General features: G+C 71.8%; 13 protein-coding genes. 8 read left to right on the forward strand and 5 right to left on the reverse strand.

Going from position 1 to position 12,615, the window contains the following annotated elements; all coding sequences use genetic code 11:
* Nucleotides 1-80 precede the first annotated feature (80 nt).
* On the reverse strand, nucleotides 81-1,532 hold the full coding sequence (gene argG, locus AB0B35_RS33490) for an argininosuccinate synthase (RefSeq protein WP_361053269.1): 1,452 nt from the start codon (nucleotides 1,530-1,532) through the stop codon (nucleotides 81-83).
* Between the two features lie 126 nt (nucleotides 1,533-1,658).
* Between argG and AB0B35_RS33495 the strand changes: the two genes are divergently transcribed.
* Entirely contained in the window at nucleotides 1,659-3,662 is a 2,004-nt protein-coding gene (locus AB0B35_RS33495) for a glycogen debranching N-terminal domain-containing protein (RefSeq protein WP_361053375.1), read from the forward strand.
* Here the strand turns inward: AB0B35_RS33495 and AB0B35_RS33500 are convergent.
* Nucleotides 3,657-4,592, reverse strand: a complete 936-nt coding sequence (locus tag AB0B35_RS33500; protein WP_361053272.1) for a LysR family transcriptional regulator — start codon at nucleotides 4,590-4,592, stop codon at nucleotides 3,657-3,659. The genes AB0B35_RS33495 and AB0B35_RS33500 overlap by 6 nt on opposite strands.
* Before the next feature lie 70 nt (nucleotides 4,593-4,662).
* Between AB0B35_RS33500 and AB0B35_RS33505 the strand changes: the two genes are divergently transcribed.
* The 4 genes from AB0B35_RS33505 (at nucleotide 4,663) to AB0B35_RS33520 (ending at nucleotide 7,595) form a co-directional block, all read left to right on the forward strand.
* Nucleotides 4,663-5,286 carry a LysE family translocator gene (locus AB0B35_RS33505; protein WP_361053275.1) on the forward strand — a complete coding sequence of 208 codons (624 nt, stop codon included), beginning with the start codon at nucleotides 4,663-4,665 and terminating at the stop codon, nucleotides 5,284-5,286.
* 61 nt (nucleotides 5,287-5,347) lie between these two features.
* Nucleotides 5,348-5,908, forward strand: a complete 561-nt coding sequence (locus AB0B35_RS33510) for a GNAT family N-acetyltransferase (RefSeq protein WP_361053278.1) — start codon at nucleotides 5,348-5,350, stop codon at nucleotides 5,906-5,908.
* Between the two features lie 128 nt (nucleotides 5,909-6,036).
* Nucleotides 6,037-6,606, forward strand: a complete 570-nt coding sequence (locus tag AB0B35_RS33515; protein WP_360535339.1) for a hypothetical protein — start codon at nucleotides 6,037-6,039, stop codon at nucleotides 6,604-6,606.
* On the forward strand, nucleotides 6,603-7,595 hold the full coding sequence (locus AB0B35_RS33520; protein ID WP_361053281.1) for a tyrosinase family protein: 993 nt from the start codon (nucleotides 6,603-6,605) through the stop codon (nucleotides 7,593-7,595). Before AB0B35_RS33515 ends, AB0B35_RS33520 begins: the two co-directional genes overlap by 4 nt.
* Before the next feature lie 55 nt (nucleotides 7,596-7,650).
* Here the strand turns inward: AB0B35_RS33520 and AB0B35_RS33525 are convergent, their stop codons facing one another.
* Together AB0B35_RS33525 and AB0B35_RS33530 are read right to left on the reverse strand one after the other, a co-directional pair.
* Nucleotides 7,651-9,018 carry a permease prefix domain 1-containing protein gene (locus tag AB0B35_RS33525; RefSeq protein WP_361053284.1) on the reverse strand — a complete coding sequence of 456 codons (1,368 nt, stop codon included), beginning with the start codon at nucleotides 9,016-9,018 and terminating at the stop codon, nucleotides 7,651-7,653.
* Nucleotides 9,015-9,389 carry a PadR family transcriptional regulator gene (locus AB0B35_RS33530; protein ID WP_361053287.1) on the reverse strand — a complete coding sequence of 125 codons (375 nt, stop codon included), beginning with the start codon at nucleotides 9,387-9,389 and terminating at the stop codon, nucleotides 9,015-9,017. The genes AB0B35_RS33525 and AB0B35_RS33530 overlap by 4 nt, the downstream gene beginning before the upstream one ends.
* A gap of 105 nt (nucleotides 9,390-9,494) precedes the next feature.
* On the opposite strand from AB0B35_RS33530, the gene AB0B35_RS33535 reads away from it, so the two are divergent.
* The 3 genes from AB0B35_RS33535 (at nucleotide 9,495) to AB0B35_RS33545 (ending at nucleotide 11,937) form a co-directional block, all read left to right on the forward strand.
* The gene (locus AB0B35_RS33535) at nucleotides 9,495-10,604 is read left to right on the forward strand and encodes a hypothetical protein (protein WP_361053290.1); all 1,110 of its coding nucleotides are present in this window, start codon (nucleotides 9,495-9,497) and stop codon (nucleotides 10,602-10,604) included.
* 219 nt (nucleotides 10,605-10,823) lie between these two features.
* On the forward strand, nucleotides 10,824-11,318 hold the full coding sequence (locus AB0B35_RS33540; RefSeq protein WP_361053293.1) for a GNAT family N-acetyltransferase: 495 nt from the start codon (nucleotides 10,824-10,826) through the stop codon (nucleotides 11,316-11,318).
* Nucleotides 11,319-11,448: 130 nt separating this feature from the next.
* Nucleotides 11,449-11,937, forward strand: a complete 489-nt coding sequence (locus AB0B35_RS33545) for a hemerythrin domain-containing protein (protein WP_361053296.1) — start codon at nucleotides 11,449-11,451, stop codon at nucleotides 11,935-11,937.
* A 35-nt stretch (nucleotides 11,938-11,972) separates the two neighbouring features.
* Here AB0B35_RS33545 and AB0B35_RS33550 read toward each other — a convergent pair whose 3' ends face one another.
* Nucleotides 11,973-12,557: an NAD(P)H-dependent oxidoreductase gene (locus AB0B35_RS33550; protein WP_361053299.1), complete on the reverse strand. Its 585-nt coding sequence runs from the start codon at nucleotides 12,555-12,557 to the stop codon at nucleotides 11,973-11,975.
* Nucleotides 12,558-12,615: the final 58 nt, after the last annotated feature.

The following is a 12,615-nucleotide window of genomic DNA, read 5'->3' on the forward strand; positions in this document are numbered from 1 at the left end:
GTCAAAGCCGGTCTGATGTTAGGAAGGGCACCTTCTGTAACGCGGAGCGATAAGAAGGTGCCCTTCCTTTGTCCGGGGCGTCAGTCGGTGCCGGATTCCATGGCGGCGTTGTCGAGCAGTTCGTCGTCGCCGGGGGCGTGGCCTCGGGAGGCGATCGTGTCGGCGCCGCCCTCGGGGAGGGCTCCGATGAGCTGGTGCGGGCCGGGCGGGACGGCGGCGGTGACCTGCAGGTGCGGGCCGCCGCCGACGATGCCGAGCTGGGCGTACTGCTCCAGCTTGGCGCGCGAGTCGGCGATGTCGAGGTTGCGCATGGTCAGCTGGCCGATGCGGTCGACGGGGCCGAACGCGGAGTCCTCGGTGCGCTCCATGGACAGCTTGTCCGGGTGGTAGCTCAGCGTGGGGCCGGTGGTGTCGAGGACCGAGTAGTCCTCGCCGCGCCGCAGCCGCAGGGTGACCTGGCCGGTGATCGCCGAGCCGACCCAGCGCTGCAGGGCCTCGCGCAGCATCAGCGACTGCGGGTCCAGCCAGCGGCCCTCGTACAGCAGCCGGCCCAGGCGGCGGCCGTCGTTGTGGTACGCCGCGACCGTGTCCTCGTTGTGGATCGCGTTGACCAGCCGCTCGTACGCCGCGTGCAGCAGCGCCATGCCGGGGGCCTCGTAGATGCCCCGGCTCTTGGCCTCGATGATCCGGTTCTCGATCTGGTCGGACATGCCCAGGCCGTGCCGGCCGCCGATGGCGTTGGCCTCCATCACCAGGTCGACGGCGGAGCCGAACTCCTTGCCGTTGATGGTGACCGGCCGGCCCTGCTGGAAGCCGATGGTGACGTCCTCGGGCTCGATCTGCACCGAGCTGTCCCAGAACCGCACGCCCATGATCGGCTCGACGATCTCGATGCCGGTGTCGAGCCGCTCGAGGGACTTGGCCTCGTGGGTCGCGCCCCAGATGTTGGCGTCGGTGGAGTACGCCTTCTCGGTGCTGTCCCGGTAGGGCAGGTCACGGGCGAGCAGCCACTCGGACATCTCCTTGCGGCCGCCGAGCTCGGTGACGAACTGGGCGTCCAGCCACGGCTTGTATATCCGCAGCGACGGGTTGGCCAGCAGGCCGTAGCGGTAGAACCGCTCGATGTCGTTGCCCTTGAAGGTGGAGCCGTCGCCCCAGACCTGCACGCCGTCCTCCAGCATGGCCCGCACCAGCAGGGTGCCGGTCACGGCGCGGCCGAGCGGGGTGGTGTTGAAGTAGGCGCGGCCGCCGGAGCGGATGTGGAACGCGCCGCAGGCCAGGGCGGCCAGGCCCTCTTCGACGAGAGCCGCGCGGCAGTCGACCAGCCGAGCGATCTGCGCGCCGTACGCGTGGGCACGACCGGGAACCGACGCGATGTCCGGTTCATCATATTGGCCGATGTCTGCGGTATAGGTGCACGGAATGGCACCTTTTTCGCGCATCCACGCGACAGCAACGGAGGTGTCGAGCCCGCCGGAGAAGGCGATGCCGACGTGTTCACCGACAGGAAGGGACGTTAGGACCTTGGACACCTGCAAAGTATATGCACACGGCCGTATGACTATGCAAGTTGCGCGGGTGAGTGAGTCGCGGCACTCACCCATCCGGTTGACCTGGCCGGGAGCACACCCGGGCCGGTCTAGCCTGTGGTGGTGGCGATGTCGCAGGAACGGCTGACACTGCTCGACGGCAGCACCTTCTTCACCACGAACGGCCTCGGCGACACCGGCGGGCCCGACGACGGCCTCTACTTCGCCGACACCCGCCACCTGTCCACCTGGCGGCTGACCCTGAACGGCGCTGAGCTGCGCCTGCTCAGCTTCGACACGCCCCAGTACTACTCGGCGCGCGTCCACACGACCCTGCCCAGCGCGAGCGTCGGGGTCAACCCGGCGCTGTCCGTCCGGCGCGACCGCATCGTGTCCACCGGCGTGCACGAGGACGTCATCGTGCAGAACTACGGCGACGAGGTGTGCGAACTGGTCCTCGAACTGTCGCTGGACGCCGACTTCGCCGACATCTTCGAGGTCAAGGACGCGAAGATCGGCCCCCGGCAGGTGAACGCCACCGTCGCGGGCGACACGGTGACCTTCGCGTACCGCAATGGCGGCTTCACCCGGGCGACGACCGTCGTCTTCAGCGAGCCGGGCGAGCTGCGGCCGACGCGCATGCGGTGGGCGGTGCGGCTGCCCGCCCACGGCGAGTGGATGACGTGCATCGACGTGACCTGCTCCGACAACGACGGCGAGCACCCGCTGCGGGTCGGGCACGGCGGCTTCGGGCAGCTGGAGCCGGACATGCCGCAGACCATGCAGCAGTGGCTGGACGCCGCCCCCGTCCTGCACACCACGTTCGACCCCGCCCGGCACGCGTACCGGCACGCCCTGATGGACCTGGCCGCGCTGCGCTTCCGCCCGCTGAAGGGCAGCGCGCACTCGGTCCCGGCGGCCGGCGCGCCCTGGTTCATGGCGCTGTTCGGCCGGGACAGCCTGATCACCGCGTACCAGGCGCTGCCGTTCCATCCCCGGCTGGCCCGCACGACCCTGCAGGCGCTGTCCATGGTCCAGGCCAAGGAGAGTGACGACTTCCGCGACGCCGACCCGGGCAAGATCCCGCACGAGCTGCGCCACGGCGAGCTGACCTTCACCGGCCGCACCCCGCACAGCCCGTACTACGGCACCCACGACGCGACGCTGCTGTTCCTCATCCTGCTCGACGAGTACGAGCGGTGGACCGCCGACACCACCCTGGTCCGGCAGCTCGAACCGGCGGCTCGCGCGGCGGTGGGCTGGATGCGCGGCCCGGCCGACCCCGACGGCGACGGCTACCTGGAGTACCGGACGCGGTCCCCGCAGGGCCTGGTCAACCAGTGCTGGAAGGACTCCTGGAACTCGATCATGTTCGCCGACGGGCGGATCGCGACCCCGCCCATCGCCACCTGCGAGATCCAGGGGTACGCCTACGACGCCCGGATCCGCACCGCGCGCCTGGCCCGGGAACTGTGGCACGACCCCGACCTGGCCGAGCAGCTCGAAAAGGAGGCGGCCGCGCTGCGGCAGCGGTTCAACAACGACTTCTGGCACGCCGAGCGTGGCCACTTCGTGCTGGCCCTCGACGGCGACAAGCGCCAGGTCGACGCGGCCACCTCGAACATCGGGCACCTGTTGTGGAGCGGCATCGTCGACGACGAGCACGCCGAAGCGACCGTCGCGCTGCTGCTCGATCCGCGGATGTCGTCGGGCTGGGGCGTGCGGACCATGTCCAGCGCCGACCACGGCTACAACCCGATCGAGTACCACGACGGCACCGTCTGGCCGCACGACACCGCGATCATCGCCGAGGGCCTGCGCCGGTACGGCCGCCGCCAGGAGGCCGTCGAACTCGCGGTCAAACTGCTCGAAGCCGCGGCCGCGTTCGGATACCGGCTGCCCGAGGTCTTCGCGGGTTTCGACCGTGAGGGCAACAAGCCGGTGGAGTACCCGACACCCTCCTCGCCGCAGGCCTGGTCGGCGGGCTCGGTGCTGCTGGTGCTGCGCACCCTGTTCGGCCTCGACGTGCAGGACGGCACCCTGCGCTGGGCCGAGCGCCCCGCCGCCTTCGACGGCCCCATGCGCCTGGACAACGTCCTGGTCCGTGGCCACCGCCACACCATCGACCTATGACGCCCCGCCGGTCGGCCATGGGCCGGTGAGGTCGGTGGCGACGTCGTGGAGCAGGTGGAGGAAGGTCGCGACCATGGGGGTGGCGGTGTGGTCGGACAGGGTCACGGTGTACAGGTCGCGGGCCAGGCCCGGCGAGGCGAGTTCGCGGTGCGCGGTGCCCGGAAGGCGGGTCAGGGCCAGGCGCGACACCAGGGCGACGCCGACGCCGGTCGCCACGAACGCCTGGGCGACGTCGTACGACTCGGTCTCGAACCGGATGCGGGGCGTGAACCCCGCCGCCGCGGCGGCCCGGTCGAACTGGGCGCGTGCCGCGTGACCCGCCCGGATGGTCACCCAGGCCTCGTCGCGCAGCCCGCCCAGCTCGATGGCGGCGTCCGTCTCCCGAGCCAGCGCGTGGTCGTCCGGCAGCACGATCACCATCGGGTCCGTCAGCAGCGGATGCAGCCGGACGTGCTCAGGCGGCACCGGCGGCCGGTCCCACGCCGCGATGACCGCCACGTCCAGCTCGCCCGCGGCGACCGCGGGCACGCCCCGGTCGGAGGTGATGTCCATGATCGACAGATCGGTGGCCGGATTCCGGTGCCGCAGCGCCGTGAGCGCGGGCGGAAGGACGTGCAGCGCGGCGGCCTGGAACGCGCCGATGCGCAGCCGCAGCGACAGCCGCCCGAGCAGGCCGTCCAGTTCGTGCGCGGCCGCCGCGGTCTGCTCGTCGATGACGCGGCCGTGCCCGGCCAGTGCCTGCCCGGCCTCGGTCAGCGAGGCACCCCGCGCCCCGCGGCGCACCAGCGCCGTACGGCAGTCCCGCTCCGCCCTGGCGACCTGCTGCGTCACCGCGGCCGGGGTGATGCCGAGCGCGTGCGCCGCCGCCGCGAGCGACCCGTGCCGCTCGATCAAGGCGAGGAGCCGCAGAGCCTCCGGACCCAGGAGCATTCACTGATCTTAAGCCAGCACACCTGATCTTTAACTTCTCTGCATGTCGGTTCGCGGCCATCCTGGAGCCATGCCCACCAACGTCGCCCTGTTCGTCGGCACCACCTGGCTGCTGGCCATGCTGCCCGGCGCCGGACAGGCGCTCATGCTGCGCCAGACCCTGCACGGTGGACCGCGCCTGGCCTGGGCCAGCATCGCGGGCACCTGCACCGGCCTGCTCGTCTGGACGGTCGCCGCCGCGGCGGGGCTGTCGGCCGTCCTGCTCGCCAACCCCGACGCGTACACCCTGCTACGGCTCGCGGGCGGCGTCGTGCTCGCCCTGCTCGGCATCGGCACTCTGCTCTCCCTGCGCCGTCGGCCGACCGATCTCGGGTCGCCGCCGGAGCGGGGCTCGCGCGGCCGCTGGGGCGCGTACACCGCCGGGCTGGCCACCAACCTCGGCAACCCGAAGGCGGGCGTCTTCGCCATCTCGCTGCTGCCGCAGTTCGTCACCCAGGACGGCCCGGTGTTCGCCTCCAGCGTCGCGCTCGGCGCGCTCTGGGCCCTGGTCACCGCCGCCTGGTACGTGCTGTTCACCTGGGCGGTGAACCGCGGCCGCACGCTGGTGTCCCAGCCCGCCGTCCACCGCAGACTGCAGTTGCTCACCGGCGGCACCCTCGTCTGCCTCGGCGCCGCCGTGGCCCTGGGCTGGTGAACCCGGCGGCAGGGTGAGCCGCGCCGGGAACGCGGACGTGCGCCACGCCTAAGATCACCTGATGTTCCAGCCGACGTACCCGCTGCGCACCGCACGGCTCACGCTGCGCCCGATGGTGCCGGGCGACCTCGACGACGTGTACGCCTGGCAGAGCCGGCCCGATGTCGTGCGCTGGATGCTCGGCGCGGGACCGCGCACCCGGGAGCAGTCCCGAGCGTCGGTGACCGCGATGGTGGCCGAGGACGCGCTGCGCGCCGAGGGCGACTGCCTGACCCTGGCCGTCGTCGCCGAGGCCAGGGTGATCGGAACCGTGGAACTGGTCTGGCGCAGCCAGGCTGACCGCACGGCCGAACTCGGCTACGTCTTCCACCCCGACCACGGGGGCCGCGGGCTGGCCACCGAAGCCGCCCGAGCGCTGCTGGACTGGGCGTTCGGCGAGTTCGGTCTGCACCGGGTCTACGCCCGCTGCCACGCCCGCAACGAGGCGTCGGCCCGGTTGATGGCGCGGCTCGGCATGCGCCAGGAGGCGCGCCACGTCGAGAGTTACCTGTTCCGCGGCGAGTGGGCCGACCAGCTCGTCTTCGCCGTCCTGGACCGCGAGTGGCGGTCGGCCGAGGGCTGACCTCCGCCGTCCGGGTGGCGTGCCTGTCGGAATGGCGTCGAGCCGTTGGCGGGCGCTTCGCGCCGGTGCCACAGTGCGTTGGCCCGCGGCGGTGTTCGCCCCGGGTGTCGCGGCACGGTGGAGGACAAGTGAGTTTGACCAAGGACGACGGTCCGGCGCCCGCCGGGTTCACCGCCGCGCTGGAGGCGGGCGGGTACGGGCTGCCCGACCCGTCGACGGCCGGGCACGGGCACGCGCACGGCGTCGACGGGGTGTCGACGTCGGTGCGCACGGCGGTGCACCGGGGGCGGGAGATCCGCATCGAGACCACATACAAGATCACTATTGACGGCAAGCCGCTGGAGGGCGGGCTGGAGGTCCTCGACAACGGCGCGGTGCACTACCACGGGCTGCCGCAGTACGCGCTGCCGTCGGCGATCGACATGTGCAAGCGGGTGCTGGACTACTTCGGCACCGAGCCGCCGGCCGTCGACGAGCTCGGCTGCCTGACCGGCGAGCACGGCGAGCACTGCGGCAACGGCACCACCTGCTGCGTGCCCGACCAGGACCACCAGCACGGCACGGACCACGAGCACGGGACGAGCCACCAGCACGGTGAGCACCAGCACGGTGAGCCCGAGGCGCCGCGGCCGGTCCCCGCGCAGCCGCAACCGCACGACCACGACCAGCACCAGCACCACGGGGAGGGGCACCGGTGACCGCCGTCCGCGCCGACATCCAGACCTCCGACGCCGCCCGTGAACGATTCCTGGCCGGTGTCGTCGCCCTCAACGCCGAACAGTCGGGCTACACGACCGCGCAGCTCAACCAGCTCTTGTCACCGTCCCTGCCGGGCTTCCGGCTGTACGGCGTGGACCAACAGCTGACGACCTGGGACCTGTTCGTGCTGTGGCACTTCGTGGCGATGCAGATGCCGAGCAGCCCGCAGCGCCCGATGCGCAACCTGGCCCACGGCGGCCCGATCTTCCTGCCCTGGCACCGTCTGTTCCTGCTGCGCCTGGAGCAGCAGATCCAGCGGGTCACCGGCGACCCCGAGGCCGGCCTGCCGTACTGGGACTGGACCGTTGACGGCGGCCTGCCCACCGACCAGCAGCACACCAGCTCGCTGTGGGGCGCGGCGGCGCTGGGCGACGCGCGCGGCGACGTGGTCAGCGGCCCCCTGGCGGCGATGCGCGTGCGCCTGATGGGCTACGGCACGCAGTTGTGGTCGGTCGCGCCGCGCCCGCTGCAGCGCAACGCGGGCACCGACACCGACGTGCCGGGCCTGCCGACGGCCGAGGACGCCAAGTGGGCGCTGGAAGAGGGGCTCGGCTACGACAGCGCGCCCTGGGACGTCAGCTCCGACGGCTTCCGCAACCGGGTGGAGGGCTGGATCGACCCGCGCCGGATCGGCCAGGCCGGCAGCCCGCAGATGCACAACCGGGTGCACGTGTGGGTCGGCGGTGACATGGGTCCGGGCAGCTCGCCCAACGACCCGCTGTTCTACCTCAACCACTGCAACGTGGACCGGCTGTGGGAGGCGTGGCTCACCCGCGGCGGGCGCTCCTACTCCCCGGGTGCGGGCGACGACCAGCGCCCCACCGGGCAGGGCCCCGACGACATCATGGTCACGCTGCTCGGCGAGCCGCTGACCCCGTCCCAGGTGCTCGACCCGTCCGCCTGGTACAGCTACGACCGGGTCGGATGACCGTGAACAGCGCGACGGCGCGGCCGGATCGGCCGCGCCGTCGCACGTCGTCGGCTCAGGCGAAGGAGAACAGGGGCGGGAACACCAGCACCACGATCCAGGCCCAGGCCGCGTACACCACCAGGTAGCGGGTCTGCCAGCGCTCCAGCCGGCCGAACGGCAGCCGGCCGCGCACGAAGCCCAGGAACAGCCACGCCGACCAGGACAGGTTCGCCAGCAGGACGAGGTTCTCGCCCAGCGCGGCGGTCTTGTTGGCGGTGAAGCCGAACTCGGTGATCCGGCCCGTGATCGCGGCCAGCACCAGCACGTCGATGACGAGCGCGGTGACCACCAGCGCGAGCTGCACCTTGTCGAAGACGCCGGCCGGGGCGGCCGGGTCGCGGGCCGAGATCGCGTACAGCAGCAGGCCCAGCACGACGACCAGCAGCAGGTCGAAGATGATGAGCACGTCGCGCTCGACGTCGATGCCGCTGCTCGACCAGACGATCGCGCCGAGCAGCACCACCAGGGTGACCGTGAACAGCGGGGTGAACACCCGGGTCAGCACGGGCGCCATGTTCTCGATGACGCTCTGCTTGGCCTCCACCAGCCAGGCCGCGACCACGACTGCGGCCATCGCGCCGCACGGCACCAGCCAGGTGCCGACGAACGTCTCGGCGTCCAGGCCGATGGCCGAGAACGTGCCGACGGTGAACGCGGTCAGCACGCCGCCGCCGAGGGCGATCAGCACGAAGTAGATGAACCACTCGCCGGTGAACCGGATGAAGTCCATCCGCCGCCGGTCGTTGCGCCAGTCGCCGCCGGTGTAGGCGACCCCCACCACGAGCCACAGCGCGATCGGCAGGTGGATCGCACTGAGCACGATGGTCTGCGAGTCCTCCGCCATCGGGAACGCGTTGGCCGCGACCGCGCCGACGGCGAACAGCGCCGCCAGCACGCCGATCACAGCAGGTGCCAGCCGCCGCCGCCAGGCGAAGTAGGCCGCGAGCGGGGCGAGCGCGAACAGGCCGAGGTTGCGGGCGTAGAAGGTGCTGGGGCCCTCCATGCTCACCCCGAACAGCGCGGGCGCCTTGATGCCGAGTGCCGCCACGGCCGCGAACGCGATCATGATGACCAGCTCGCGCCGGTTGCCGCTGCTGGGTGCGGCGGCGGCGTCGCCGGTCAGCACGAGCTGCTTCCACAGCCGCTCGGAGTGCTCCCGGGCGAACTCCCGGGACAGCTCGTCGAGGCTGCCCATGCGCTTGACGGCGATGAGGAACGCCTCGTCGGGGTGCAGGCCCGCCTCGGTCAGTTCGGTGATCCGGTCGCGGAGGTGGTCCTCCAGCTCCTCGGCGTCGGTGGAGTGCAGTTCCCGCCGGCGGCGCATGTAAGCCCGCCACTCGGCGATCTGCTGTTCGAGTTCGTTGCCGCTGTCCACCGTCATCCGGCCACGCCCCAGGCCGGGGCGGGGATGGGGCGCAGCGACGCACCGGCGTTCCAGACGCCCCGCAGGGTGTCCACGACCGCGGCCCACTGGCGGCGCTGCTCCGCCAGCTCCTTCAGGCCCTGGTCGGTGATGCGGTAGTACTTGCGCCGCCGCCCCTCGATCGGGGTGTGCCAGGTCGCCTCGACGTGGCCGAGCCGCTCCAGCCGGTGCAGCAGCGGGTAGAGCAGGCCGTCGGTCCATTCGAGCTGTCCGCCGGACAGCTCGTTGACCTGTTTGAGGATCGCGTAGCCGTAGCTCTCGCCCTCTGCCAGGATGCCCAGCACGAGGGGGGTTGCCGAGGCCGCGACGAGATCTTTCGTGATGTGCACGAGGACACCGCCTATACCTTGAACTGCTATGCATCTTAGTTCTAGGTATAGGCGCGGCGCAACGTCGCCCGGCAGCCCGTGATCATGGTGTGGCAGGCTGGGCGGGTGCAGCAGGATCCACTCACCTCGGCCCAGCGGCTGGCGAACCTCGGCGACCACGCGGGCGCGCTCCGCTTCGCCCGCGAGCTGGAGACGCTGTACGCGCGCGAAGGCGACGACGGCGCGACCATGCTCGTCTGGGTCCGCCTGTGCATGGCCCGCTGGCTGGCCGTGCAGGAGGAGCCGGACCGGCCCGCGGCCCTGCGCACGCTCGACGAGGCCGAGCAGGTCTGGCGATCGCCGGCCGTCCAGGGCTCGGAGATGGTGCACGTGCTCGGCGCGGAGCTGATGTCGCTGCGCAGCTTCGTGCTGCGCCAGCTCGGGCACGCCGCCGAGAGCCTCGCGGCGGGGGAGCAGGCCCTGGACCTGTTCGCCGAGCTGGAGCAGACCGCGCCGGAGGTGCTGTCCGCCGTGGGCCGGGTGCCTTTGCTGCTCAACCGGGGCGCCGCGCTCGCCGACCTCGGCCGCACCGCCGCGTCCCTCGCACCGCTGACCGAAGCCCTCGACGTGCTGCGCACGACCGCTCCGGACAGCCACCGCGAGATCGAGATCGAGCTGCTCGTGCTGCAGGGCACGTCGCTGACCCTGCTCGGCCGCTTCGCCGACGCCGCGGCCGCCGAGACGGAGGCGATAGCGCTGGCCCGTACGCAGACCGGCCGGGCCGCCCGGCACCTGCTCGCCACCGCGCTGGCCAACCACGCCACCACGCTGACCCGCACCCGCCGGCTCGACGAGGCACTCGCCACGGTCGAGGAGTCCGAAGACGTGCTGCGGGAGACCGACGGCGAACCGGCGACCGCCGTGCAGCGCCGCCGCTGGGCGATGCCGCTGTCCACCGAGGCCGAGATCCTGCTGGCGCAGGGCCGCCGGGAGGAGGCCGCACGGACCGCGCGCCGGGTCGAACCGATCCTTCGCGAGTACGCCGAGCAGGCGCCGCTGCTGGTCGAGGGCTCACTGGCCAACGTCTGCCTGCTCATCGGCGACGCCGAGGACGACCCTGGTTACGCCGCCGAGGCCTTCGAGCGCCTGGACCGGCTGAACGGGCAGTTCCCGGGCCGGTACGAGTACTGGTGGCGGCGCGCTGCCGACCTCGTCACCCGGCTGCGCGGGGTGTGAGCTGCGCTGGGGCGCGGCGGTCCATGAGCCGTCGCGCCCCAGCGGACCATCCCGGTCAACCCGCGGCGCAGGAGACCGTCGGCCAGGTGTAGTTGCCGTTGTGCTGGATGGTGACGCCCCAGTTGTTGCCGCTGCCGTTGGGTCTGGCTTCCGAACGGTGTGGCGCGGCCCGCGACAAAGGGGTGGCGAGTGACCGGGTCCCGAGGCAGACTGCTCGCCATGATCGAATTGCGAGTGCTGGCCCCGGACGACTGGCCGATCTGGCGGGAACTGCGGCTCGCCGCGCTGGCCGAGGCGCCGTACGCCTTCGGGTCCCGGCTGACGGACTGGCAGGGCGACGGTGATCGTGACGAGCGGTGGCGCGGCCGGCTGGAGATCACCGGCTCGTACAATCTCGTCGCGCTGCTCGACGGCCGCTTGGCCGGCATGGCCAGCGGTGTGCCGACGGAGGACCGCGGCGTGGTCGAGCTGATCTCGATGTGGGTGCACCCGGACGCCCGTGGACACGGCGTCGGGGACCGGCTGCTGGCGGCGGTCGAGCAGTGGGCCCGGCAGGTGCGCGCGGACGTCCTGAAGCTGGCCGTGGTCGAGGGCAACGCCGCCGCCGCCGGGCTCTACCGGAGAAACGGCTTCGAGCTCACCGCGCAGCTCGGTGACCTGATGCCCGACGGCGTGCGCCGCGAGCAGATCATGGCGAAGGACCTGGCGACCTAGGCCGGCTGACGGGTGCCGAAGCGCCCGGGTTGCCCAACCCGCCTGTTCCATGATCGGATGGCGGCAGCATCGCGTGCCGGTGGCGGACTGCGCCAGACATGGAGGTGCGGAACCGAAGGGACCGGCCCCGGTGGCTTCCCCTGCCGGCGACCGCGCGGTCGCCTTGAGCACCCAGCTCGCGCAAGCGCATCAGGAACTGCGGCGGCGCGTCCACGAGATCAGATCGGGCATCACCCGCCGCGAGGTGGTCCACGACGCGCTCGTCACCCACTGTCTGGCGTTCTGCGCCGCGTTGACCTCACATCACCAGGGCGAGGACGACGGGCTGTTCGCCGCGATGCTCCGCGACCGACCTGACCTGGCCCCGACCGTCGCCAAACTCGTCGAGGACCACGGCATGATCACATCGATCCTGTCCCGGGTCGCCGAACTCGCCGAAGCCGTCGGCTCGCGCGAGGGCACTCCGGAGGCGATCGGCCGCGAGCTCGACGGCCTGACGGCGATCATGGAATCCCACTTCGCCTACGAGGAACGCGTGCTCGGCGAGGCTCTCGACCAGGGCGTGGCGGACACCGGCTGGACCGACATGGTGTTCCGGTTCCGTGACCACGTGAGCTGACCGGGGTGCGGCGCGGGCCGCACCCCGGCTCCGGGTCAGGACGCGTCGCGGGCGCGCGCGGCGTGCAGCGCGCCCGTCCACCACAGCAGGTCGTCGGTGAGCAGCTTCAGGAACGGCTCGGCCGGGGCGAACACCGCCGTGTCGGTCGGATCGGCCTGGTCGCGGGCGGGCAGGTAGATCTCGGGCGCGATGTGCACCGCGTGGCGCAGCGGTGCCATCTCGAACTCGACGGTGACCTGGCGCAGCTGCTCGATCGCCCGCGCTCCGCCGACGCCGCCCCAGCCGACGAAACCGGCCGGCTTGCGGTGCCATTCGGCGTACGTCCAGTCCAGGGCGTTCTTGAGCACCGCGGAGTAGCCGTGGTTGTACTCGGCGGTCAGGAAGATGTAGCCGTCGGCGCGGTCCACCGTCCGGCCGAACCGTGCCACCGCCTCGTCGGTGTACTGCCGAGGGGTCCACATGGGGGCGGCCCCGTCGAAGAACGGCAGGGGATGGTCGCGCAGGTCGACCAGCTCGAACGCGACCCCCTCGTACTGCCGGGCGAAGTCCAGCACCCAGTGGGCGATCCGCTCGCTGAACCGTCCCTCGCGGGTCGTTCCGTTGATGACCTGGATGAGCATGTGTTGTCCCTTCGTGGCCTCGCGGCATTTGATCACCGCGTTTCCCCAGCTTGGCCGG

The sequence above is a fragment of the Catellatospora sp. NPDC049133 genome (assembly GCF_040648455.1).
GTDB lineage: Bacteria > Actinomycetota > Actinomycetes > Mycobacteriales > Micromonosporaceae > Catellatospora > Catellatospora aurea.

Excerpts from the sequence above, each read along its gene's own strand:
- AB0B35_RS33495 (WP_361053375.1), top strand. The coding sequence starts at position 1,659 with ATGTCGCAGGAACGGCTGACACTGCTCGACGGCAGCACCTTCTTCACC.
- AB0B35_RS33500 (WP_361053272.1), bottom strand. The coding sequence starts at position 4,592 with ATGCTCCTGGGTCCGGAGGCTCTGCGGCTCCTCGCCTTGATCGAGCGG.
- AB0B35_RS33505 (WP_361053275.1), top strand. The coding sequence starts at position 4,663 with ATGCCCACCAACGTCGCCCTGTTCGTCGGCACCACCTGGCTGCTGGCC.
- AB0B35_RS33510 (WP_361053278.1), top strand. The coding sequence starts at position 5,348 with ATGTTCCAGCCGACGTACCCGCTGCGCACCGCACGGCTCACGCTGCGC.
- AB0B35_RS33525 (WP_361053284.1), bottom strand. The coding sequence starts at position 9,018 with ATGACGGTGGACAGCGGCAACGAACTCGAACAGCAGATCGCCGAGTGG.
- AB0B35_RS33540 (WP_361053293.1), top strand. The coding sequence starts at position 10,824 with ATGATCGAATTGCGAGTGCTGGCCCCGGACGACTGGCCGATCTGGCGG.
- AB0B35_RS33550 (WP_361053299.1), bottom strand. The coding sequence starts at position 12,557 with ATGCTCATCCAGGTCATCAACGGAACGACCCGCGAGGGACGGTTCAGC.